Annotated in this window: 14 protein-coding genes; 3 read left to right on the forward strand and 11 right to left on the reverse strand. The window is 67.6% G+C overall.

Translation table 11 applies throughout. The features are described 5' to 3' along the window. Both ABD54_RS13140 and ABD54_RS13145 read right to left on the reverse strand, forming a co-directional pair. Nucleotides 1-851, reverse strand: an 851-nt coding sequence (locus ABD54_RS13140) for a serine/threonine-protein kinase (RefSeq protein ID WP_152692042.1), incomplete at its 3' end; no start/stop codon positions are given. A 236-nt stretch (nt 852-1,087) separates the two neighbouring features. Then, nucleotides 1,088-3,733, reverse strand: coding sequence for a DEAD/DEAH box helicase (locus ABD54_RS13145; protein WP_047869759.1), 2,646 nt, complete (start codon nt 3,731-3,733; stop codon nt 1,088-1,090). Nucleotides 3,734-3,897: 164 nt separating this feature from the next. Here ABD54_RS13145 and ABD54_RS13150 point away from each other — a divergent pair, with 164 nt between their 5' ends. Next, a complete protein-coding gene (locus ABD54_RS13150) occupies nt 3,898-7,311 on the forward strand; it encodes a helicase-related protein (protein WP_047869760.1) in 3,414 nt (1,137 codons plus the stop codon). Between the two features lie 44 nt (nt 7,312-7,355). Here the strand turns inward: ABD54_RS13150 and ABD54_RS13155 are convergent, their stop codons facing one another. The 5 genes from ABD54_RS13155 to ABD54_RS13175 form a co-directional block, all read right to left on the reverse strand. Continuing rightward, entirely contained in the window at nt 7,356-8,126 is a 771-nt protein-coding gene (locus tag ABD54_RS13155; RefSeq protein WP_235432050.1) for a hypothetical protein, read from the reverse strand. Nucleotides 8,127-8,484: 358 nt separating this feature from the next. Next, entirely contained in the window at nt 8,485-8,853 is a 369-nt protein-coding gene (locus tag ABD54_RS13160; RefSeq protein ID WP_047869761.1) for a type II toxin-antitoxin system PemK/MazF family toxin, read from the reverse strand. Continuing rightward, complete coding sequence (locus ABD54_RS13165; RefSeq protein WP_047869762.1) at nt 8,850-9,530, reverse strand: hypothetical protein; 681 nt, start codon at nt 9,528-9,530, stop codon at nt 8,850-8,852. The genes ABD54_RS13160 and ABD54_RS13165 overlap by 4 nt, the downstream gene beginning before the upstream one ends. Before the next feature lie 328 nt (nt 9,531-9,858). Beyond that, nucleotides 9,859-10,383: a hypothetical protein gene (locus ABD54_RS26725; protein ID WP_053063588.1), complete on the reverse strand. Its 525-nt coding sequence runs from the start codon at nt 10,381-10,383 to the stop codon at nt 9,859-9,861. Next, nucleotides 10,380-10,928 carry an ATP-binding protein gene (locus ABD54_RS13175; protein WP_047869763.1) on the reverse strand — a complete coding sequence of 183 codons (549 nt, stop codon included), beginning with the start codon at nt 10,926-10,928 and terminating at the stop codon, nt 10,380-10,382. The genes ABD54_RS26725 and ABD54_RS13175 overlap by 4 nt, the downstream gene beginning before the upstream one ends. Before the next feature lie 336 nt (nt 10,929-11,264). Between ABD54_RS13175 and ABD54_RS13180 the strand changes: the two genes are divergently transcribed. Further along, nucleotides 11,265-12,113 carry a helix-turn-helix transcriptional regulator gene (locus tag ABD54_RS13180; protein ID WP_047869764.1) on the forward strand — a complete coding sequence of 283 codons (849 nt, stop codon included), beginning with the start codon at nt 11,265-11,267 and terminating at the stop codon, nt 12,111-12,113. After that, nucleotides 12,110-12,346: a DUF397 domain-containing protein gene (locus tag ABD54_RS13185; RefSeq protein ID WP_082166801.1), complete on the forward strand. Its 237-nt coding sequence runs from the start codon at nt 12,110-12,112 to the stop codon at nt 12,344-12,346. Before ABD54_RS13180 ends, ABD54_RS13185 begins: the two co-directional genes overlap by 4 nt. Nucleotides 12,347-12,503: 157 nt before the next feature. On the opposite strand, the gene ABD54_RS13190 is transcribed toward ABD54_RS13185, so the two are convergent. The 4 genes from ABD54_RS13190 to ABD54_RS13205 all read right to left on the reverse strand — a co-directional run bounded on the left by ABD54_RS13190 (nt 12,504) and on the right by ABD54_RS13205 (nt 21,137). Next, nucleotides 12,504-15,710, reverse strand: coding sequence for a type I restriction endonuclease subunit R (locus tag ABD54_RS13190; RefSeq protein WP_047869766.1), 3,207 nt, complete (start codon nt 15,708-15,710; stop codon nt 12,504-12,506). Next, nucleotides 15,707-16,939: a restriction endonuclease subunit S gene (locus tag ABD54_RS27900; protein ID WP_152692043.1), complete on the reverse strand. Its 1,233-nt coding sequence runs from the start codon at nt 16,937-16,939 to the stop codon at nt 15,707-15,709. The genes ABD54_RS13190 and ABD54_RS27900 overlap by 4 nt, the downstream gene beginning before the upstream one ends. Then, a complete protein-coding gene (locus tag ABD54_RS13200; protein ID WP_235432051.1) occupies nt 16,936-18,921 on the reverse strand; it encodes a class I SAM-dependent DNA methyltransferase in 1,986 nt (661 codons plus the stop codon). Before ABD54_RS13200 ends, ABD54_RS27900 begins: the two co-directional genes overlap by 4 nt. A gap of 116 nt (nt 18,922-19,037) precedes the next feature. After that, nucleotides 19,038-21,137 carry an N-6 DNA methylase gene (locus ABD54_RS13205; RefSeq protein ID WP_047869769.1) on the reverse strand — a complete coding sequence of 700 codons (2,100 nt, stop codon included), beginning with the start codon at nt 21,135-21,137 and terminating at the stop codon, nt 19,038-19,040. Between the last annotated feature and the right edge of the window lie 7 nt (nt 21,138-21,144).

A 21,144-nucleotide genomic window follows, 5' to 3' on the forward strand; every position in this document is an offset into this window, starting at 1 on the left:
GGTCGGGGCAGGTGGGGGACGAGCCGGTCGTAGACGTCCTGCGCGGAGGCGGGTCGGCCCTCGGGGTCCTTGGCGAGCAGGTCCAGCACGAGCCGTTCCAGGTCCTCGGGAAGGCCGTCCACGTGTGCCGAGGGCGGCGAGGGGGTCTCCTCCACGTGCGCGACCTGGAGTTGGAAGTGCGTGTAGTCGGCGGGGAAGACGGTCCGGCCGGTGAGCATCTGGTAGAGGACGCAGCCCAGGGAGTACAGGTCGCTGCCGGGGGTGGCGGGCGCACCGCGCACCTGCTCGGGAGGCATGTAGGCATAGGTCCCCAGCATGCTGCCGGTGTGGGTGAGGCGGGTGACGTCGGTGCGCAGCACGGCGGCGATCCCGAAGTCCAGGACCTTCACCGTGCCGTCGTCGGCCACCATGATGTTGCCCGGTTTGAGGTCGCGGTGGACGACGGGGACCGCGTGGGCCTCTGCCAGGGCCGCGCACACCTGGGCGGCGACCGCCGAGGCCGCGGGCACCGGCATCGGGGCGCTCTCGTCGATGGCGTCGGCGAGGGAGACGCCGCGCACCAACTGCATCACCAGGTACAGAGAGCCCTTGTCCTTGTCCACGGCGGCGTCGTAGACGGCCGGCACGCCGGGGCTTTCGATACGGGCGGTGACGCGGGCCTCGCGCCTGAACCGGTCGGCGTACTCGTCGTAGCGCCTGGGGTCGGCCACCAGGTCGGGACGGATCACCTTGACCGCGACCGGCCGGTCGAGCACGGTGTCGTAGCCGCGCCAGACGCGACCCATGCCGCCGGTGCTGATGGTGTCGACGAGCTCGTACCGGTCGGCGATCCGCTCGGGTGTGGCGTGCACCAGGCCCCTTAGGTCGGGTGCGGACGGGCGGTGGCGGGTCGGCCCGGCCCGCACGGGTGGTGGTCCTCTTCTCTGCGGGGAGATCCTACGGGGCCGAACGGGGGGAGGCGCAGGGCCCTTGGTCCCTTGACGTACTCCCCGCTCCTCGGCCGCCGAAGGCCACGCACCGGTGAGGGCGGCACCAGTGAAAGGTTCCAGGGGCCAGCGCGCTTTCTCACGGAAGACCCGGGCTTGGCCTACCGGTCACTGAGCAGGCGCTCGCGCTCCTCCGCGACGATCTCGCGGGCGAGTTCGGCCTCGGACACGTCGAACGCCTCGGGGGCGCTCTCCGCAGTCGCGGACTGACGGGCGAAGTCGTCGAACAGGGCACTCTTGCGCTCCAGGATCTGTCTGACGCGCTGGTCGACTCCCTCCTCGCTCACCAGACGGTGTACCTGCACGGATTCGAGTTGACCCATGCGGTGTGCGCGCGCGGTGGCCTGCCACTCGATGGTGGGTTTCAGCTGAGGCTCGCAGATGACGATCACTGAGGCCGCCTGGATGTTCAGGCCGACCCCGCCCGCCTGGATCTGGGAGACCAGGACGGCGCCGCCGCGGGCCGCGGAGAACTCGTCCACCATGCCCTGTCTGCGTACGGCGGGCACCGAACCCGTCAAAGGCCCGACGACCTTACCGGGGAGCACGTCGCCCACCTTCTTCAGCACACCCAGGAAGTGGGAGAAGACGATCACGCGTCGGCCGTTGTCCTCGGCTTCCCGCACGATCTCCAGCAGCCGTTGGACCTTGCCGGAGTCGCGCCCGGCCACCATAGCGGCCTGCCGCATGGCGGCGAAGTTCCCCTCCTCGACCGCCTGCCGGTAGTTGGACAGGTCGAGAGCGGTCAGGGGGACGAACTCGTCGACCTCGACGAGCTCCGGCAGTTCGTCGAGCACGTCCTCCTGGTTGCGCCGCAGGTAGGCGGGGGCGACCTGTCTGCGGAACCGGCGGGGATGTGTTTCGGAGATGTTCTTGAGGAGGCCGGGCTGCAAGTAGCCCACGAGGCTGGCGAACTCCTCGATCCTGTTCTCGAGCGGGGTTCCGGTCAGCATGATCGCGCGGGGGGACCGGTCGATCAGCTCCGCGGTTCGAAGGGAGCGCTTCGCGGCCGGGTTCTTGACGTAGTGGGCCTCGTCGACCACCACACACGCGAGGTCCTGGACATTCCTCAGCCGGTCCTGGAGGCGGGCGAGTGTCTCGAAGGTGGTCACGGCGACCCCGCCCCGACGCAGCCAGGAGCCCATGGCCCGGTCACGTTCGGGTCCGTGGACGCGGTGGGCGGCCAGCGTGGACTTGGCGGTGATCTCACGCGTCCAGTTCGTGACCACGGCAGCTGGGCAGATCACCAGGAATCGGCTCTCACCCATCGCACGCAGGTGCGCCAGGACCGCGAGGGCCTCGATGGTCTTGCCCAGCCCCATCTCGTCCCCGATGATGACCTTGCGCTGGACCAGGGCGAAGCGTGCGGCGAAGCTCTGGTAGCCCCGCAGAGCCGCGACCCTGAGGTGGTCGGTCCTCAGACCGAGGTCGCGAATGGCCTGGATGATCTCGTCGGGCAGGTCACCGGTCGACTTCGCCTCGTCCTCGGGGTTGATGCCGAGTTCGGCCAGGAGAGCGAAGTAGTCCGAGGGGCGCGAGACGAAGTCGTCCCACACGTCGTCTTGGCCCCTACCGGTGGGGGCGAACGTGCCCAGGCGCGCGGCGCCGTCGCAGACGGCCCTGATGTCCTGACGCAGCGCGTCGGGTCCGGGGGCGTACACGGTGGGATAGAGGGCCACGTACGTGGCCCTTCCGGTCCAGCGGCGGTCAGCGAGGGGAGCGAGTTCGTCCACACGTGAGAGCAGGGTTGAACCGCCCGCCAGGTCACGGGCGGTGCCCCAGGAGCGCAGTGCCTGCAGGAGCGCGGTGGCTTCGCTGGTTCGCTGGCGGATGTCGATCCGGGCGGGCATCTCGTCGAACGTGGTCTGCCACAGTGTTCGCGCCGCTCCCAGAAGCTGGAAGGCCGTCTTGTCGCCGACGCGGGGCAGCGTCGTGATGTGCTCGCCAAAGTCCAGGACGTCCAGCACACTCCTGAAACCGGCGGCTGCCAACGGAGCGGTGCGCAGCCGGTCCCGGGTGACCTCTCGCAACCGGTCGAGCGGCATCTCCGCGAGCAGCTTGCGGGTCCCCGCCACGCGAACGTCGTTGCCAGCCCGTATCGCGGCACCACGGTAGGAGGCCTCCTGGTGCCGGACCCAACGGATCCGGCCGATCGCGACCTCCAGCTCCTGGAGCGCGGGAGGGTCCAGCAGGACGGGGCGTCCCTTGAACTCCGGAAGGTGCTCCGCCAACGGGACCAGTTCCCGCGCCAGGCTGCGAACGGAGTCCACCCCGCCTCGGCGGAAGGGGACGTCGAGTGCCTCCAGCCTCCGGGGCAGCCGCTCCCGTTCAGCATGTGCGCGATAGTCCCCGAGGTGGGCGGCCGCGGCGGCCGCCTCCTCTTTCTGCCTGCCCGAGGAGAGGAGCCTGCGCAGCCCCAAGAGGGAACGCGCCGAGCGGACCTGTCCGGGGATGTGGTCCGCAAGGACGTCCAGGGCACGCGCGTCCGCCCACGTCACCGGCGGCATCCTGCTCCAGGCGAGGAGGTCTCCCAGACAGACACCGGTCTCGGGAGTGATCGGCAGGGCCTGCCAGGTGGCTCTTCCGTCACGGTGGAGTGAGAACTGGGAACGCCGGAGGTACTCGGTCGATCCCCGGACCACCGCGGCGGCTGAGCCGCGCTGGGACCGGATGCTCCTGGCCTGGGCGGTCCAGGTGTTGACCTGGGCGACGAGGGCTTCCAGACCACGGCGTTCTTCTCGGTTCATGCGACCCTTCTGCGCGCGTGGGGAGGGGAGGTGAAAGGGGCATCGCAAAGGCGGAAAGAAGGCAAAGCAAAGTTTATCCTCAAATACGCGGTCTGGCAGTGGTCCGTGCACACGTCTTCTGGCGGCAGGCCCGCCGAAGGCGTGCGGAAGACAGGAGAATCAGGGTGCGCCTGGAAGAGATCGAGCAGGGGCTGCAGATCGAGGGTGTGATTCCCTCAGAACCGATCACCGTCCTCTTCGCCCAGTGGCACGGCGCCTCGGCCGTCGAGTTGACCTACAAGTCCGCGAAGGGAGAACTGGACCAGCGAGTGCTCTTCCGCAGGGACGAGGAACGCCTGCGGGTCGCCCGGTCCGACTCACGCGCCTTCGACGCGGACGCGGCCGACTTCAAGCTCGCGGCAGAGGCCCAGCGCATCGGCCTCGCCGGCCTGTTCGACCCGATGCTCGCCGTGGCCACGAGCGACGTGGAGCCCCTGCCGCACCAGATCCGGGCGGTGTACGGCGAACTGCTGCCCCGGACTCCACTGCGGTTCCTCCTGGCCGACGACCCGGGATCCGGCAAGACGATTATGGCCGGTTTGTACATTAAAGAGCTGATTCTTCGCGACGATGTCACGCGCTGCCTGATCGTCGCGCCCGGCGGGCTGGTGGAACAGTGGCAGGACGAACTCTTCCTCAAGTTCGGTCTGCACTTCGACCTGTTGACCAACGACCTGACCGATTCGAACGTCAACACCAGCGTCTTCGACACCCATCCGTTCCTGATAGCGCGCATGGACCACCTGGCCCGCAACGAGAGCCTCCTGAACACGCTCAGGAATTCCGAGTGGGACCTGGTCGTCGTGGACGAGGCCCACCGGATGGGCGCTCAGCGGTTCGGCGGGAGGGTCAACAGGACCAGGCGGGTCCAGCTCGGAGAACTCCTCGGTGAGATCACCCGGCACCTGCTGTTGATGACCGCCACTCCGCACTCCGGCAAGGAGGAGGACTTCCAGCTCTTCCTGACCCTGCTCGACCGGGACCGGTTCGAAGGACGTGCCGGGAGCACGTCCACCGACACCAGCGGGATCATGCGCCGCATGGTCAAGGAGGACCTGCTGACATTCGACGGCAGGCGCCTGTTCCCCGAACGCATCGCCGAAACCGTTCCCTACGAGCTCACCGTCCTGGAGTACGACCTCTACGAACAGGTCACCGCCTATGTACGCGAGGGCATGAACCGGGCGGAGCGTCTCGGCGGCACGCGCCGGAACAGCATCGGGTTCGCCCTGACCGTCCTTCAACGACGTCTGGCTTCCAGCCCGGAGGCGATCCACAGGTCCCTCGTCCGGCGCGCGGAGCGGTTGGAACTCAGGAAAAGGGCCGTTCTGAGCGGAGACCACCGCGATCCGTCGCCGACGCTGGACCACGGCCTCCTGGACGGTGGGGAGTACGGTGCCCGGGAGATCGAGCGCCTGGAGGACGCACTGCTGGACACGGCCACGGCGGCGCGGACGGTGGAGGAACTGGAAGCCGAGATCAACGACCTGGCCGGGCTCATCCGCACCGCCCGCACCGTTCGCGACAGCGGCCAGGACCGCAAGTGGACCGAACTGTCACGCATCCTCCAGGACCACCTGCTGGTCCACGACCGGCACGGCGAGCCACGCAAGCTCATCGTCTTCACCGAGCACCGTGACACGCTCGCCTACCTGGTCTCGCGTGTGCGCGCCCTCCACGGCCAGGAGACGAGCGTGGTGACCATCCACGGCGGGATGAACCGACGTGAGCGCCGAGCCGTCACCGAGGAGTTCACCCACAACCACGACTGTCGGATCCTCATCGCCACCGACGCGGCCGGGGAGGGCCTCAATCTCCAGGCCGCCCACCTGATGGTCAACTACGACCTGCCCTGGAACCCCAACCGCATCGAGCAGCGGTTCGGACGCATCCACCGCATCGGCCAGACCGAGGTCTGCCGGCTGTGGAACCTGGTCGCGGCCAACACCCGTGAAGGCATGGTCTTCACCCGCCTGCTGGACAAGATCGACGAACAGCGCAGGGCCTACGGCGGCAAGGTCTTCGATGTTCTCGGCGAGTCCTTCACCAGTACGCCGCTACGCGAGCTTCTGACCGAGGCCATCCGCTACGGAGAGCACCCCGAGACCCGGGCGAGAATGCACCAGGTCATCGACGCCTCGGTCGGGGAGGGCCTCGACGAACTTCTGAGCGAACAGTCGTTGACCTCGGGCCCGTTCCCCGACGCCGAGCTACGGGATCTGAGGGCGCGGATGGACGAGGCGCGCGCCAGGCGCCTACAACCCCACTACATCGAGACGGCGTTCAGAAGCGCCTTCGCGCGGCTCGGCGGACGGATGGTGCACCGGGAGAAGGGCCGCTACGAGATCACCCACGTTCCAGCCAGTGTGCGCACGACCGGGAACAGGAACATCGCCTCGAGCTACACCAGGGTCACGTTCTCACCCGGCCACGCACGACCCGAGGGGCGCGAGCGCGCCGAACTGCTCGCGCCCGGTCAGCCACTGCACGACGCCGTGATGGAGGAGACGCTCCGCCGTCACGCGGGAGCGCTGAACTCCGGTACCGTCCTGGTCTCGCCCTCCTTGGAGGAGCCCCGGCTGCTCGTCGGCGTCGTCGAGGAGGTGACGGACGGGACAGGGTCGGTCGTGGACCGGCGTCTCGGTTACTCCTACGTCGACGAGTACGGCACGGTCACACCCGCGGGGCCAGCCGCCTATCTGGACTGCGCTCCCGCCCCCGACACCGCGGCCGTCGCCGCGGCCAGGCGATGGACCTGGATGGCACGGGCCAGGGAGACGGCGATGAGTTGGATCATCGGGCACCGGCTCCCCGGATACGTGAACCAGGTACGCCCGCGCAGGGAGGCCGAACTGGGCCGCACCCGCGATCTGGTCACACGGCGCCTCCGTTCGGAGTCCGCGCGCCTACGCGCGGACTCCGACGCGGCCCGCCAGAGGGAGCTGTGCGGTGAGCAACCCAAGGAGTCCTCGGAGAGCCTGGCCCGCAAGGCCACCGAACTAGACCTTCGTCTCCAGCGACGGCTGGGCGAGATCGAGCGGCAGAGGCATATGAGTGCCCGGCCCCCCAGAATCCTCACGTCCGCGCTGGTGCTCCCCGCGGCCATGATCGAGCAGGACCCCGCGGCGGGATCGCTCTTCGGGGCTCGGGAGACCAAGGAGGTCGAACGGCGGGGAATCGACGCGGTCCTGGCCGTGGAGCGCGCTCTGGGGCGCACCCCACACGAGCAGGCGTTCAACAACCCGGGGTATGACATCCTCTCCGTCCAGTCCGGCGGAGAACAGATCAGAATCGAGGTCAAGGCCCGGATGGAGGGGGCACGGGACTTCTTCGTCACCCACAACGAGGTGCTCACCGCGAGGAACGCCGCTCCCCGCTACCGGTTGGCCCTGGTGAGGGTGGACGCGCGCGGCGCGGCGTACGACGAGGTGCGCTACCTGGCGGACCCGTTCGCCACGACCGACCTGGGAGGGTTCGAGGCCACTGGGGTGTTGGGGGACTGGGGCGGCGCCTGGGCCAAGGCAAGGAAGCCCTTCTGACCGGGCCGAGCGGTCCGGACGACCGCCGGAAGGCCTGCCCACCGTCAGACGAGGCTCTGGCGGAGCATGAGGGTGACCGCGTCCTGGAGGACGCCCCGGCCCGGGGGGAGCAGGCACGCACGGACGACTTCCGGGTGTCGAACCGGATCGGGGCAGATGAGGACGGCGAGTATCCGCATGACGAGGAGGAGCTCGCCCGGCCGCCACGGGGTGAGGAACACGGCGGCGCACTCCCAGACCGATTCCAGCGCGGTGTCGGCGATCAGCTCCTGAGCCGGGCCCCATCCCGGCGGCACCTCCTCCCGGAGCAGCTCGCGCGCCTGGGTGGGAACCTTGTCGACGGCCCGGTCCACCCGGTCGAAGGCACCGGCCAGAGCGGCCAGCAGGGAGCACCAGAAGTGTCCGGGCAGGGCCTCGGCGATCCGCACCAGTTCGGGGTGCCGGACAGCACGGCGGGCCGCCTCGGCCTTGACCGCGCTGAACGCCCGGGTGTTGAGCAGGCCGCCGAACTCCCGGACCCTGTCCATCCTGGCGGGGCGTGCGGCGAGGTGGTCGGCCACGTCGACCCTGGCGGCCTCGACGGCGTGGCCGAGCATCTGCGGTGTGGGGGCGGCCAGGTGCTCGCGTCTGGTCTGTTCGTCGAACCCCACGGCGGCGTACCAGTCCTGTTGGGCGCCCTCGCGGCGAACCGCGCGCTCTTCGGGGGGTCTGCGCGACAGTTCGAGGTGTCCGGGCCAGCCGTGCAGACTGCCTCCGCAACCGGAGCACGAGCAACCGGGCCTTCTGGCGTTCGCGCAGGCGTGGTTGTGCGCCACAGGGCCTCCGGGAGTCGACGGCCTGCCAGAGGAGGCAGACCGTCTCCACTGTCCACGGTGGTGGTGGAACCCGGTATCACCCGGCGGGTGACTCCGTGTGGGCGCTGGTGTCAGGCGAGTGTGACCCGGCGGACAGGACGTGAGCTCTGAGCTGCAGCGATACGTCCCCTCCTGCCGGGTACGACCGGTGGTGCGCGGACGCGACGGACAGGGCGGATCTGAGGCGGTTGCCCGCGTGCGACCTCCTCATGGTCACGGCGGGCTCCCCCGGTGCCGCACCACTCGGGCGGGCGCGGGGAAGCAGGCCCCACCCCACCGCCGTGCCGGACATGGGGGGAGAGAGTTCGATGGCCCCCGTTCAGACCTGGCCGGTGTACTCGGCGAGATTGACGTAGACGTCCTCCAGCAGGTGGGCGGGGAGTTGACCTACGTAGTCGCCGATGTCCTCCTTGGCGACCGGTTGCGCGGCGGCGACACGGATCCAGCACTTCTTCTGCACGTTGGCGACGCCCTGGCTGAGCTTCACGCAGTACCGGGTCCTGCGCGAGGACTGGCTCGAACACGGGGCGACCAGGACGAACGGCCAGTCCTGGTTCTCGTTCTCGGCGTCACCGCTGATCACCACGACGGCGCGTCGGGGGTGCGGGTCCCGGTCGTAGTCAGGGGGCAGGGAGAGAAGGCGGTCGGGAACCCAGTAGACCCCACCGCGCTTGATCGGGGGCTTCACTCCTCACCCAGCGCCTTCGTGTTCGCCCGACGGCGGACCTCGGCGGTCTCTCCCATCTCCGCGAGAAGGTCCTCCCCCACACCCGGATCGGATTCGACGTGGCCTCTGTCGGCCAACCGTGCCCGGTAGCGCTCCTTGAGAGCGGCGTACTGCTTGCGACGCCTGGCCCGGTTGAGATCGAGGAGAACCCCGCGCTCGCCTTCGGACTGGGCCTGCACCATGGGGGCGGTCTCGTAGGTCAGGTCCCTCAGCTGAGCGGCGGACTTGCCACCGTGTTCGGCGACGGTTCTGCCGAGCACGGTCAGCGCTACGGATTCGAGGGGCGCGTCGATGTCCTCGACCAGGCGGAGCCGAACCTCCCCGCAGGGGCTCTGGGGATCCTGTGTGCGTTCGATGATCCCGGTGGCGACCAGGGCGTCCTCGACCCGGTACTGGGCCGGGTCGAAGGGACCGTAGTTCTCCCACCTCCAGGTCGCGCCGCTGAACGCGACACTCCCGTTCTCGACCGCGGAGAGGTCCGCGAGATAGAGGAGTTTGGCGATCTTGGTCCGGTTGAGACTGTGCCCTTGGTCCCGCGCGACCCGGAACAGGGAGAGAACGGAGCGCAGCAGCGGGTCTTCGGGTTGGCTGAAGATCATGCCGTGCGTCACCTCCGCCTCACACGAGGAGATCGTCATACCGAATCTCTTTCAAGCTTAGGGGGCGGCTTGTCGAATGCTGCGGTTGCCGTGCGGAAGGCGTTTTCATGATGACAGGCCCGGGCGCGCTGTGGTGGGCGAACGTGAAGAGTTTCGGGGCCGTGCGGGTGCGCTGGGCAGAGGACGCGATCGAAGGATGAGTCCCTCCATATCGACAACGTCAGAGGGGGGTTGGAGACTCCGGCGGGAGCGGGGCGTTGGGCTGTGGACGACCGGGTGGCATCGGGTGAGACGGGTGTGGCCGCACCGGGCCCGATGACAGGTCCGGCGCGGCCTTTCCGTGAGCGTGCGGGCAGCCGCTCCCCCGCTACAGCAGGACCGTGGCCAGGTGGTGGGCCAGGGCTCCGGTGCTGATGGCGAGGGTGTAGGCGGTCAGCAGGCGTACTGGGCCGGGGCGGTCAGGGCGACCGGTGCGGAACCAACTGCGCGGCTTGCGGTGGCCGTGCGGGCGCTTGGAGCGGCGGCGCGGCAGCGGCGGGCGCTCCCGTCGGGACGGGAACGGGCTGTCGTCGGGGGCCGGACGCGGACGCGGGACCGCGGGTTCGGGCGGGCGTACCGGCGGTGCGGCGGGCCTGCGCGGGCGCTCCTCCGGACCTTCGGGTGCCCGGGTGTCGCGTTCGGCCAACCGGGCGGCGTGGATCTCCATCCAGGCGGGCAGGACGCCGTGGGCCTGCCGGTAGGCCACCCGGGGGTTGCCTTCCATCTGGGCGAGGAGGCGCTGTTCCCGGATGGGCGAGATGGGCGGGGCCGAGGCGCCGGGCCGGGAGAAGCGGCGTCCCCGGGGCGCGTCCAGCACCGCGCGCACCCCCGAGGAGACCGGCACGGCGGTCATCGGTCGGCTCCGGTGGGGGCGGTGTCGGCGGAGATGACGGGGATGAGGGTGAACTCAGCCCACACGATCGTGCCCAGGCCTTCGCAGAACGGGAAGTCCACCACGGCCCGGGTTCCCCAGCGGGTGGCCAGGGAGTCGATGAGCAGCAGGCCCCGGCCGCGTTCGGCCTCCTCCCACTCCTCGGCCGTGCGCTGGTGCGGGATCTCCGGGAGGGTGGGGACGGACTCCCGAACCCCGTCGTCGACGATGCCCAGGTGCAGGACATCAGTGGTGGGCATGGACAGGGTGCGGATGACCCGGCCGTCCGACTCACCGGAACGGGAGTGGTCGACCCCGTTCGCGAACATCTCGCTGGCGCACAGCACCACGGTGTCGGCCAGGTCGGGGCACAGGCCCTGAAGGCGGAACAGGTCGGCGCGCAGGTCCTCACGCATCCAAACGGTCTGGGACAGGTCGCCGGGGTAGACGCGCGAGGCCCAACGCCGCCCGGCGAAGGGCGGGGTGGGCGTGTGGAACGGCGCGCGGGGACGCGGCACAATGGTCATGACGCACAACTCCTCATGCACAGGGGTTCTTGTGTTGTCGATCTGGGCTCTGGGGGCGCTGCAATCGCCCCCAGAGCCCGTTTTCGTGCCAGCCACCAACAAGGTCAGCGGCCGTACCGGCGGTGAAAGAACCCCGCCGGGTCTGGGCAGACTCCGACTTCCCTTCCCGTACGACGGAGGGTGTGGAGCCGACTATAGTAAAACCCAGCAGGCAGCAACTTACAAGCCTGCAAGTTAAAGGCGTGCAGAACACACCAGAAGGTCCGCTTTGAACACGAAAGCGCAGTTCAAGGGCATGACAGAGTAAAGCCACGACGTTGATGAACGAAGGATGCGATGGCTGATCCGATCCCCACCGTGCGGCAATATCGACTCGCGCAAGACCTGCGGGAGCTCCGCGCCGCAGCAAAGATGACCCAAGAGCAGGTCGCCGCCAGCATGGACTGGCACGTCTCCAAACTCTTCCGCCTGGAGAACGCACGCAGCCCCCGCGTGAACTGGCTGGATATCCAGGGGCTACTCGACCTCTACGGAGTGGCCAGCCCTGAGCGAGAAGCCCTCATCCAACTTGCGAAGGATTCCAAGAAGCGCGGATGGTGGACCACCTATCAGGACGTCTTCACCGGCTCGTTCGTCGCCCTGGAGGATGAGGCCCACCTCATCCGGTATTACTCCTCAGAGCTGGTTCCGGGGCTGTTCCAAACCGAGTCGTACGCACGCGCTGTGATCCAGGCGCTGCGTCCTGGTTACGACACCCAAAGCGTTGAGCGTCGAGTCTCCGCCCGTATGGCCCGAAAGAAGATCCTCGAACGGGAAAAGCCTCTGCACCTGGACTTCATTCTCAACGAGGCCGTGATCAGGCGAAACGTAGGCGGAAAAGAAGTGATGGCCGAACAGCTCAGCACTCTGCATGAGGTCGCGGGAACCGAGACGGCAACCCTACGCTTGCTTCCCTTCCAGGCTGGCACACATGCGGCCATGGAGGGCGCCTTCACGGTCTTCTCGTTCCCGGCAGAGCTGTACCCCGATGTGGTCTACATCGAGGGCATGATGGGTGACCTGTATCTGGAGAGCGCCGAGAGCGTCAGTCGCTACAGGGACGCGTTCGAAAGCCTGCGTCAGTCCGCTCTGTCACCGTCTGACACGATGGACTTCATCGACTCGTTGGCAAGGGAGCTCCGGTGATCCACTGGTTCAAGTCCAGTTATAGCGGAGGGGACAACAACTGCGTGGAGGTTGCGCGTGTCCCCACCAGGCCGTGGCATAAGGCGAGCCACAGCGCTGAACGTGGTGCCTGCGTGGAGATCGCAGAGGGGCCGGTCACCGGGGTCCGGGACACCCAGCACCGCGAGCTGGGCGCACTCTTCTTCACCTCCGCCGAGTGGCAGGCCTTCATCGACACCACCAAGGGCGCCTGATCCCCTTCTCGACCATCCCATACGCGAATGATCTTGTACTTATAGCGAGGTTCGACCGCCGAGAGTAGCTATAAGTACAAGATCAACGAAGTTCGGCCCCGCCTGCTGGCTTTCCAGCGGGCGGGGCCGAGTGCTTCGGGGCTCAGGCGGATGGGCCTCAGGTGCCGCTGAGGCCGTTGCGCTGGCGCAGGAGCCGGTAGGCGGCCCGGCTCATCGCCCGGTTGATGGAGTCCTGGAAGTCCTGCTCACCGATGTAGCGCTCGGTGAACTCAACTCCGCTCTCATATCGATCCATCACGGCGTCCTTCATCGCCGGGTCGAACTTGTGCCGGAAGGCCCCCTCGTCGTTGTTGACGGCGGCCATCTCGACCTCGGGGTTGTCCATGACCGTCTGGAGGCGCTCCTCCATCATCAGCCGGTCGGCCTCACTGAGGTCGTGGCCGAAGTGCTCGTTGAAGATCTCGATGATCTCCGACAGCAGCTCCTTCTTGGGGTCGTAGGCACTGCCGGTCCCGTCCGAGAACCCGGGAAGCTCCTGGTCGCCCTCGGGGCTGAGCCGCAGATCGTCCTCGGCCTTGCGGAACAGCTTCAGGTGGCTGAGGTCGACCTCGCCGACATCCACACCGCCGTCCTTGCGCGCGGGCAGCACCCGCAGCAGGAAACGTCCGTAGAGGTACAGCCGCTCCAGGTCGGCGTCCGGGTAGCGCATGATCTGCGACAGGAAAGCGTACTTGGTGACGTAGTCGTTCAGGTCAGCGCGGAAGCGGTCGGCGTCGGTGCGCTCGTCCTCCTCCTCGCTCTCCATCAGCGCGGCGAAGCGCTCGACGGCCGGGGCCGTGAACCGGTTGAGCTCGGGGTGGTTCTTGAGGTTGTCGGTGCCGGGCTGGACCTCCAGCTTGTGGAAGGCGTCGGCGAACCCCTGGAGCTCGTCCCTGACCAGCACGTCGGCCTCGCTCATGACCCGGTGGGCGATGGTGTGCAGGATGTCGGGTTCGGCCTCGGCGGTGACGGCCTGCTCGTAGTAGGGCCGGAACGCCTCCCTGATCTCCTGGGCGTCGTTGGCGAAGTCCAGCACCCGCAGATCGCTCTGGGACTTGAGCGGGTGGGTGCGGTTGAGCCGGGACAGGGTCTGCACGGCCGCCACGCCCTTGAGCGACTTCTCCACGAACATCGTGGTCAACAGCGGCTGGTCGAAGCCGGTCTGGTACTTGTCGGCGACGATGAGCAGGCGGTACTCCTTGCCGTTGCGCGCGACGGCCGCGGGATCGTCGGCTCGTGTGGCGGCGAAACGCTTGGGCAGTTCGGTCTCGGGGAACCCGTTGATGGAGGGCTCGGAGACCTCCTCACCGCTCCGGGGGTCCTTGAGCGTTCCGGAGAAGGCGACCAGGACGCCCGGGTCGGGAACTCCGCTGTCCTTCAGGTAGCTCTCGATCGCCCGGTACATCCGCAGAGCCGCATCCCGCGAGCGGGTGACCACCATGGCCTTGGCCCGGCCGCCCATCTGCCGACGGGTGACGGTGTTGAAGTTCTCGATGATGGTCTCGGCGTGCTGGGCGAGCGTGGAGTCGTGCAGCAGCGCGAACCTGGCCAACTGGGACTTGGCCTTGGTGGCGTCGACCTCGGGGTCGTCGGTGTTGCCGTTGAGCAGCCGGTACTGGGTGGCGTAGGTGATGTAGCTGCGCAGGGGGTCGAGGATGAACCCCTCCTCGATGGCCTGGCGCATCGAGTAGGTGTGGAAGGGCTCGTAGAGGCCGGTGGCCTCGCTGCGCACACCGAACAGGTTGAGGGTCTTGTGCTTGGGGGTGGCGGTGAAGGCGAAGTAGGACAGGTTGGCGCTGCGGCCCCGGTAGGAGGCCGACTCCAGCAGGGCTTCCTCCGTCGTCTTGGGGGTGCCCTCGGCCGCTCCTCCCCCGCTCTCGGCGCCTTCAGTCCCGTCGTTGTCATCGGTGTCGTCGTCGGTGTCCAGGCCCAGGTCCCGCAGTGCCTTCTTGACGTCCTTGGCGGCCTCGCCGCTCTGGGAGGAGTGCGCCTCGTCGACGACGATGGCGAACCGGCCGCCGCGGATCTCGGTGGGTTCGCGCTTGAGGTAGTCCAGCAGCGCGGGAAAGGTCTGGAGGGTGACGACGATGACGCGCTTGGAGGAGGTGGACAGCGCCTCGGCGAGCTGGGCGGACTTGGAGCCGCCCTTGCCGCCGATCCGGCCCACTAGGCCCTCCACCTGGGAGAAGTCGCCGACGGTGTCCTGGAGTTGCTTGTCCAGGACGGAGCGGTCGGTGATGATGACGGTCTTGTCGAAGACGGGGGTATTGGGCTCCAGACCCCTGGCAACAGCGGCCGGGTCCATCAGGGCGGGGTCCGCGGGGGTGTGCAGCGAGGAGAGCCGGTGCGCGAGCCAGGCGATGGTGTTGGACTTGCCCGACCCGGCCGAGTGCTGGATCAGGTAGTTGTTTCCGGCTCCGTGCCGGGCGGCGTGGTCGACCAGGCTGCGCACGGCGTGCCACTGGTGGAAGCGGGGGAAGATGACGCTCTCGCGCCTGCGGCCCTTGTCGTCCTTGTCGCGCTTGACGTGGACGAACCGCTCCAACAGGTCCAGCCAGTTGTCGGCGTCCCAGACCGTCTCCCACAGGTAGGCGGCGCGGTAGCCGGAGGCGTCGGCGGCCGGGAGGGGGTTGCCCGCGCCGCCGGTGTTTCCCGGGCCCTCGGAACCGGTGTTGAAGGGCAGGAAGCGGGTGTCCTTCCCGGCGAGCCTGGTGGTGATGAACACCAGGTCGGGGTCGACGGCGAAGTGGACGAGGGCGCGCTTGGTGAAGAGGAGTTCGCGGGGGTCGCGGTCGTGGGCGTACTGGTGCTTGGCGTGGTTGACGTTCTGGCCGGTGAGGGGGTTCTTGAGTTCGGCGGTGGCCACGGGCAGGCCGTTGACGAACAGCACCAGGTCCAGGGCGCGGCCCTGGTCGCCGTCCTTGGCCGCGTAGCGGAGCTGGCGGTTGACGGTGAGGCGGTTGGCCTCGTAGTCGGCGAGGGCGTTCTCGGCGATGGTATGGGAGGGCTTGAAGTAGGCGAGCCGGAACTTCAGGCCCTCGACGGTGACGCCCTGGCGCAGGACGTGGAGGGTGCCCTCGGTGTCGATGCGCTTGGCGAGGGTCTTGGCGAAGGTGGACAGTGCCTGGTCCCGGGAGCCGCCGCAGCGGGTGACGAGTTCCTCGAAGGCGTCGGCCTGGGTGGCGCCGAGGAAGGCGGTGAGCTCGGCGGTGTCGAGGGCGAGTTCTGGGGCATAGTGGTGGTTTGCGCCCTGGGACCAGCCGCGCTCCAGCATCGAGGCGACGATGTGGTCCTCGAAGGTTCTCTCGTCGTAGACCGGGCTCATGACAGGTCGGCTCCTCGCGCGGTGGTGACGTCGATCTGACCGGTGACGGCTGCGGTGATCAGGGCACGCTTACGCTCTTCAAGCAACTCGACCTGGCAGCGAACCCGCTCCTGGAAATCATCAATCACACCCACACGCCTATCCAACCCCTCAACTACCTGCTTCTGCTTATCCAGAGCAATAAAAGGTATGGGCATATCTTTCATCGCAGAAACGTTAAAATGAGACTGAATACTCCCCACGGAGTATTCACTTACATGCCTTTTTACATATCCAGAGTTAAGGATATATTCAATGTAATTAGAATTAATATCGCCGCCAGGCCTAATGATCACCAAATCAATACAATTTGCCCCGTCGAGATCATCGGGGACCACCGCAGCAACACCCGCCTGCCCAGTTCGCACCACCACCAAATCCCCAGAGCTCAACTGAGATTTTCGATGAAGCGCGTGCCCCTCACTGCTAATGCGAATCATGTCACTTTGAGTAATTTCGCCAGGGCGAATATTTACGCCGCGCAATGCCGGAACTCCACCATCTTCTACATACCAAGAAGCGGGAGTAATAACAATACCCACCCCCACGCGATGGACTAAGTATTTCAGAGGAACCAGCTTTCCGTGTTCACATGAATCTCCTAGGGTCAATGCTTCCTCGATCACTCTTTCCCGGCGAAGCGAGGCAAGACCAAGCTGCCGACGCCGCTTCGCTACAATTTTTTCGATACGATTCACTTCGGCATCGAGGAAGTCAGCAATGCGACATTGCTCGTCAGGCTCAGGAATCCAAACCTCCAAGTCTCGCAAAAAATCATCTGGAACTCGCTTCTGCCCAGCAACTCCATACATCTCTGCTTCCCCAACACGAAGAAACCGATGGGAGTGCATCAAGTGCAGCAGGAAACGTGGATAAATATGGCCCCCTGGCCGTACCACATGAAGCTCGGTTGTTCCCGCACCCGCGCCAGAACTCAATCCGTCAACGAGAATGGACCTCGACGCTTCGAATGTCGGCGTGATCTTGGGAACCAAGATGTCACCGTCCTGGAATCGAGTGAATCCAGAAATAACATCCGACTTCCTTCTAATTTCACTCATCTCATGCCATTTTCCGGGCCAGACAGACTCCATTCGCAGGAAAGAGATATCCGCATTGCCCGAAAGTCGATCAAAAACAGGAGAAGAGGGATTTACTTGAGCCACGTGACGAAGGCGCATGTGAGTCACTTCGTCACCTCACCAAGCAGTCGCTGGATCTCGCCCTCAAGCTCCTTCAGCTCCGCGTCGATCTCTTCAAGTGGCCGAGGCGGCGTGTACACGTAGAAGTGCCGCGTGAAGGGGATTTCGTAGCCGATCTTGGTCTTCGAGTGGTCCACCCACGCATCGGGCACGTGCGGCAGCACCTCCCGCTCCATGTAGGCTTCGATATCCTCGTCCAGCGGGATGTTCTCGAAGTCGCGCAGCTCCGCGTCCGGCTCAGGCTCACCCTTCTTCCTCTGTACCTCGCCCTCGGGGTCGCGCACCGACACCGCGCTCCACACCGCCTTCATCACAGCCGTCGGCGGTTTGGACACCCCACCCTCGGCGAACGCCTTCTGCATGCGGTCGGCGAACTCCGTCTTCTTGAAGCACGGCTCACCGCCCACCAGCGCCCGCAGAGCCTCGACCAGTTCCGCCTTCTGCTCGTACTTGGCGGTGGTCTTGCCCTTGTCCAGCGCGGCGGCCAACTCCACCAACGTGTCCTCGGTGACCTCGAAGCGCAGTTTCAACGGCCGTTCCACGGTGATGCGCTGGTAACCGAAGTCCTCGTTGCGGAACACCTTCACCTTGCCGTGCAACGGGTGCTCGGAATCCTCGGCCACACCCAGCGCGTCCGCGTACAACCGCGTCAGCTCGGTGATCTGCTCCTTGCTGATCTCCTTGCGCTTGTCACCCAGGGACTTGCGCATCTTGGTCCAGTGTTCACGGGCGTCGATGAGCTTCACGCGGCCCTCGTGGGCGCGGTCCTTGCGGTTGGTCAGCACCCAGAAGTAGGTGGAGATGCCGGTGTTGTAGAACAACTGGTCCGGCAGGGCGACGATGGCCTCCAGCCAGTCGTTCTCCAGGATCCACCGGCGGATCTCGGACTCACCGGACCCGGCCGCTCCGGTGAAGAGCGGCGAGCCGTTGAAGACGATGGCGATCCGGCTGCCGCCCTGCCTCTCCCCGTCCTCGTCGAGCCTGACCGGCTTCATCTTGGAGATCATGTGCTGGAGGAACAGCAGCGACCCGTCGTTGATGCGCGGCAGGCCCGCCTCGAAGCGGCCGGAGGATCCCAGTTCGTGCTCGGCCTCGACCTCGTCCTTGACCTTCTTCCACTCCACGCCGAACGGCGGGTTGGCCAGCATGTAGTCGAACTTGCGGCTCTGGTGCCGGTCATGGCTGAAGGAGTTGCCGAACTTGATGCGCTCGGGGTTCTGGCCCTTGATCATCAGGTCCGAACGGGAGATCGCCCAGGACTCGGGGTTGAGTTCCTGGCCGAACACGACCGCGGTGGCGTCCGGGTTCAGGGCGGTGATGTGGTCGTGCATCTCGGTGAGCATGCCGCCGGTGCCGCAGGCCGGGTCCAGGATCTCCTTGATGACACCGGGGCCGCGCAGGGAGTCCTCGTCGGGGGCCAGCAGCAGGTTGGCCATCAGCTTGATGACCTCCCGGGGGGTGAAGTGCTCACCGGCGGTCTCGTTGGACATCTCCGAGAACTTGCGGAGGAGCTCCTCGAAGACGTAGCCCATCTGCACGTTGGAGATCCGCTCCGGCGACAGGTCCAGGTCGGCGAACCTGCCCACCACCCGGTAGAGCAGCCCGGAGTTGTCCAGCTTGCGGATCTGGCCCTCGAACTCGTACTTCTCCAGCACCTCGTGGGCGTTGTGGGAGAAGGCGCGGATGAAGTGGGTGAGGTTGTTCGCGGCCTGGGAGGGGTCGGCGGCGATGCGCTCGAAGGTCAGCGAGCTGGTGTTGTAGAAGCTGTGCCCCGAGGCCCGCAGCACGAACTCGTGGTGGACGGGCTTGTCCTTGAACCTCTCGTGCGCCTCCAGCACCTTGCCCTTGGTCGGCTCCAGAACGCAGTCCAAGCGCCGCAGCACGACGAACGGCAGGATCACCTTGCCGTACTCGGACTGCCTGTAGTCGCCGCGGAGCAGGTCCGCGACCGACCAGATGAAACTCACCATCTCCTGATGGGTACTCGAATTCACCGGGGTCCTTCCGAAGGGGTGTGCTGCTGAGGGGTGTTGAGGGGTACTGCCGAAGGTTCTGAGCGGGGTGTGGGTCAAGTCTGGCTGATTCGTCAGACGTTCGCGTCCGTGTTCGGAGCTTCGGGGACTTCCGACCCTCCGGGCTCCCCGGACGCGCTCGGAGACGGCGGCGCCAACAGCCCGGAGCGCAGTCCGCCGGACAGGCGCCGGCCCAGTTCGTCGGCGGCCGTTCGGGCGTGGTCGAGTTCGGTGCGGAACTCCTGGAGCTCGCGGAACGCCGCGCCGTAGCGCCGCTGCTCCGTCAAGGGGAGCAGCGGGACGTGCAGCCGCCGCAGGTCCACCCGGATGACGGTCGACCCCTGCCCGGCCCGGCGCAGGTTGTCCTCGTCCTCCAGGAAACCGGCCAGGAACCACGGGTCGATGTGGGCGGGATCCGGCCGGAGCAGGTGCAGGTTAAGACCCAGCAGGGTTCCGGCGTCAGCCTCCGTCGCGACCCTGGCCCGGGGCGACTCCCTCCTGACGAGCGCCGAGGGGACGATGACGTCACCCGCGCGCACCTCCACCCGTCCCCGCGCCTCCTCGGAGGCAGCGGGCGTGGTCAGGCGTCCGCCCGGTTCCCGGCCGCCGACGACGTCGGCCAGGGTGAGCACCCGGGGGCCGCGCCCCGTGCCCTCCTCCGCCGCCGGTGACAGGCCCGAGGCCGTGGAGGGCGCGCGGTGCAGGACCAGGGCTCCGGAGCGGGCGAGGTCGGCCACGGCCGCCATCCGCCACTCCTCCGCATCCCGGGGTGTCCACCCCTCCCCCGGCACGCTGACGCTGACGCGCTCCAGCGTGCGTAGGAGTCTTCGGCGGGTCTTTCCCACCCACCTGCGGGTCTCCTCCGCGCTGGCGTGGGGAACGGCCACGGGCAGGTGGCGCTGCGGGGTCAGGTCGACGCTGTCGTCCAGGAGTTCGACCACGGACACGGTCCGGCAGAACCCGGGCACCTCCGCCGTCTCGGCGGGGGCGTCGAGGAACGCGCGCCAGACGTCGTCCACGCCGCCGCGCAGTTCCTCCCAGTCGACCGCTCGACGCTGCTCCTCGTTCTCCTGGTCGCCTCCGGCGTCGACGAAGAGCACGCGCGGTTCGAACGTGCTCCCCGCCGCGGGCTGACGCAGGACCCACAGGTGCAGTCCCACGTGCAGGGGAGCGGCCGCGCCCGCGGGCAGGCCGATGACGGCCGACAGCGCGCCCCGACGCAGCAGTTCCCTGCGGATGCGGCGGCCCGAGGGGCGGGAGGCGGCGGCCGGGGGCATGAGCACGACGACCCGGCCGCCGGGGCGGGTGTGGGCCAGGCAGTGCTGGATCCAGGCCAGTTCGGACTCGGCCCGGGGCGGTACCCCGTAGGCCCAGCGCTCGTCGTAGGCGAGTTCGTCGGCCCCCCACTCGCGCTGGTTGAAGGGCGGGTTGCACAGCACCGCGTCGAAGAGGCGGCCGGAGAAGGCGTCGGCGGTGAGGGAGTCTCCCCCGCAGACCCGGCCGGGGGCACCGGAGGGCACCAGGCCCACCCGTGCCTGGGCCAGGCGTGCCGTGGCCTCCTCGGCCTCCTGTCCGTACAGGCCCACCGCGCCGTCCTCCGAGGCGGTACGCAGCAGGGTGCCCGTGCCGCAGGCGGGGTCGAGCACCTCGGCGCCCCGGACCTCTGCCAGGTCGGCCATCAGGCGGGCCAGCGGGCGGGGGGTGATGTGCGCTTTGCCGCCCAGGGCGGCGAGGTAGGCGTCGTGGACGCGGTCGGAGAGTTCACGGGCCAGGCCCGGGGTTCCAGCCGCCTCGCGCAGGGCGCCGACCAGGTCGGCTCCGCCGGGATGGGCGGCCGCCCGGCCCGTCGCCGCGTCCACGGCCGCGGCGTCGCTCCGGGACAGGCGGAACAGGAGTTCCTGAACGTCGGCGACTACCTGCCCCAGACCGCCGCCCTCGGCGGCGGATATCCGGATCCGCTCCCAGACGCGCTCGTGGGGTTCGCGCTCGGGCATGCGGTCACTGCGCGCGAGCCACTGTTCGACCTGGGCAAGGTCGAACAGCGCCCGGTTCCCGCTGCCCCCGACGGGGTGCGGGAAGTCCCCGTGGCGCCGTCGCCAGTTGCTGACCGTGGTCCGGCTCACCTGCGCGATGCGCGCGATGTCGGCCGCGGTGACGCTCGTGTTCTCCGCCATCGAAGCC

Source organism: Nocardiopsis sp. RV163 (assembly GCF_001029525.1).
In the GTDB taxonomy this organism is placed as follows: Bacteria; Actinomycetota; Actinomycetes; order Streptosporangiales; family Streptosporangiaceae; genus Nocardiopsis; species Nocardiopsis dassonvillei.

Bases quoted from the DNA above. Each gene is read 5' to 3' on its own strand.
- ABD54_RS13190 (WP_047869766.1), bottom strand. From the start codon at position 15,710: ATGAGCCCGGTCTACGACGAGAGAACCTTCGAGGACCACATCGTCGCC.
- ABD54_RS26725 (WP_053063588.1), bottom strand. From the start codon at position 10,383: ATGACCGCCGTGCCGGTCTCCTCGGGGGTGCGCGCGGTGCTGGACGCG.
- ABD54_RS13145 (WP_047869759.1), bottom strand. From the start codon at position 3,733: ATGAACCGAGAAGAACGCCGTGGTCTGGAAGCCCTCGTCGCCCAGGTC.
- ABD54_RS13205 (WP_047869769.1), bottom strand. From the start codon at position 21,137: ATGGCGGAGAACACGAGCGTCACCGCGGCCGACATCGCGCGCATCGCG.
- ABD54_RS13175 (WP_047869763.1), bottom strand. From the start codon at position 10,928: ATGACCATTGTGCCGCGTCCCCGCGCGCCGTTCCACACGCCCACCCCG.
- ABD54_RS13200 (WP_235432051.1), bottom strand. From the start codon at position 18,921: ATGGTGAGTTTCATCTGGTCGGTCGCGGACCTGCTCCGCGGCGACTAC.
- ABD54_RS13180 (WP_047869764.1), top strand. From the start codon at position 11,265: ATGGCTGATCCGATCCCCACCGTGCGGCAATATCGACTCGCGCAAGAC.
- ABD54_RS13165 (WP_047869762.1), bottom strand. From the start codon at position 9,530: ATGACGATCTCCTCGTGTGAGGCGGAGGTGACGCACGGCATGATCTTC.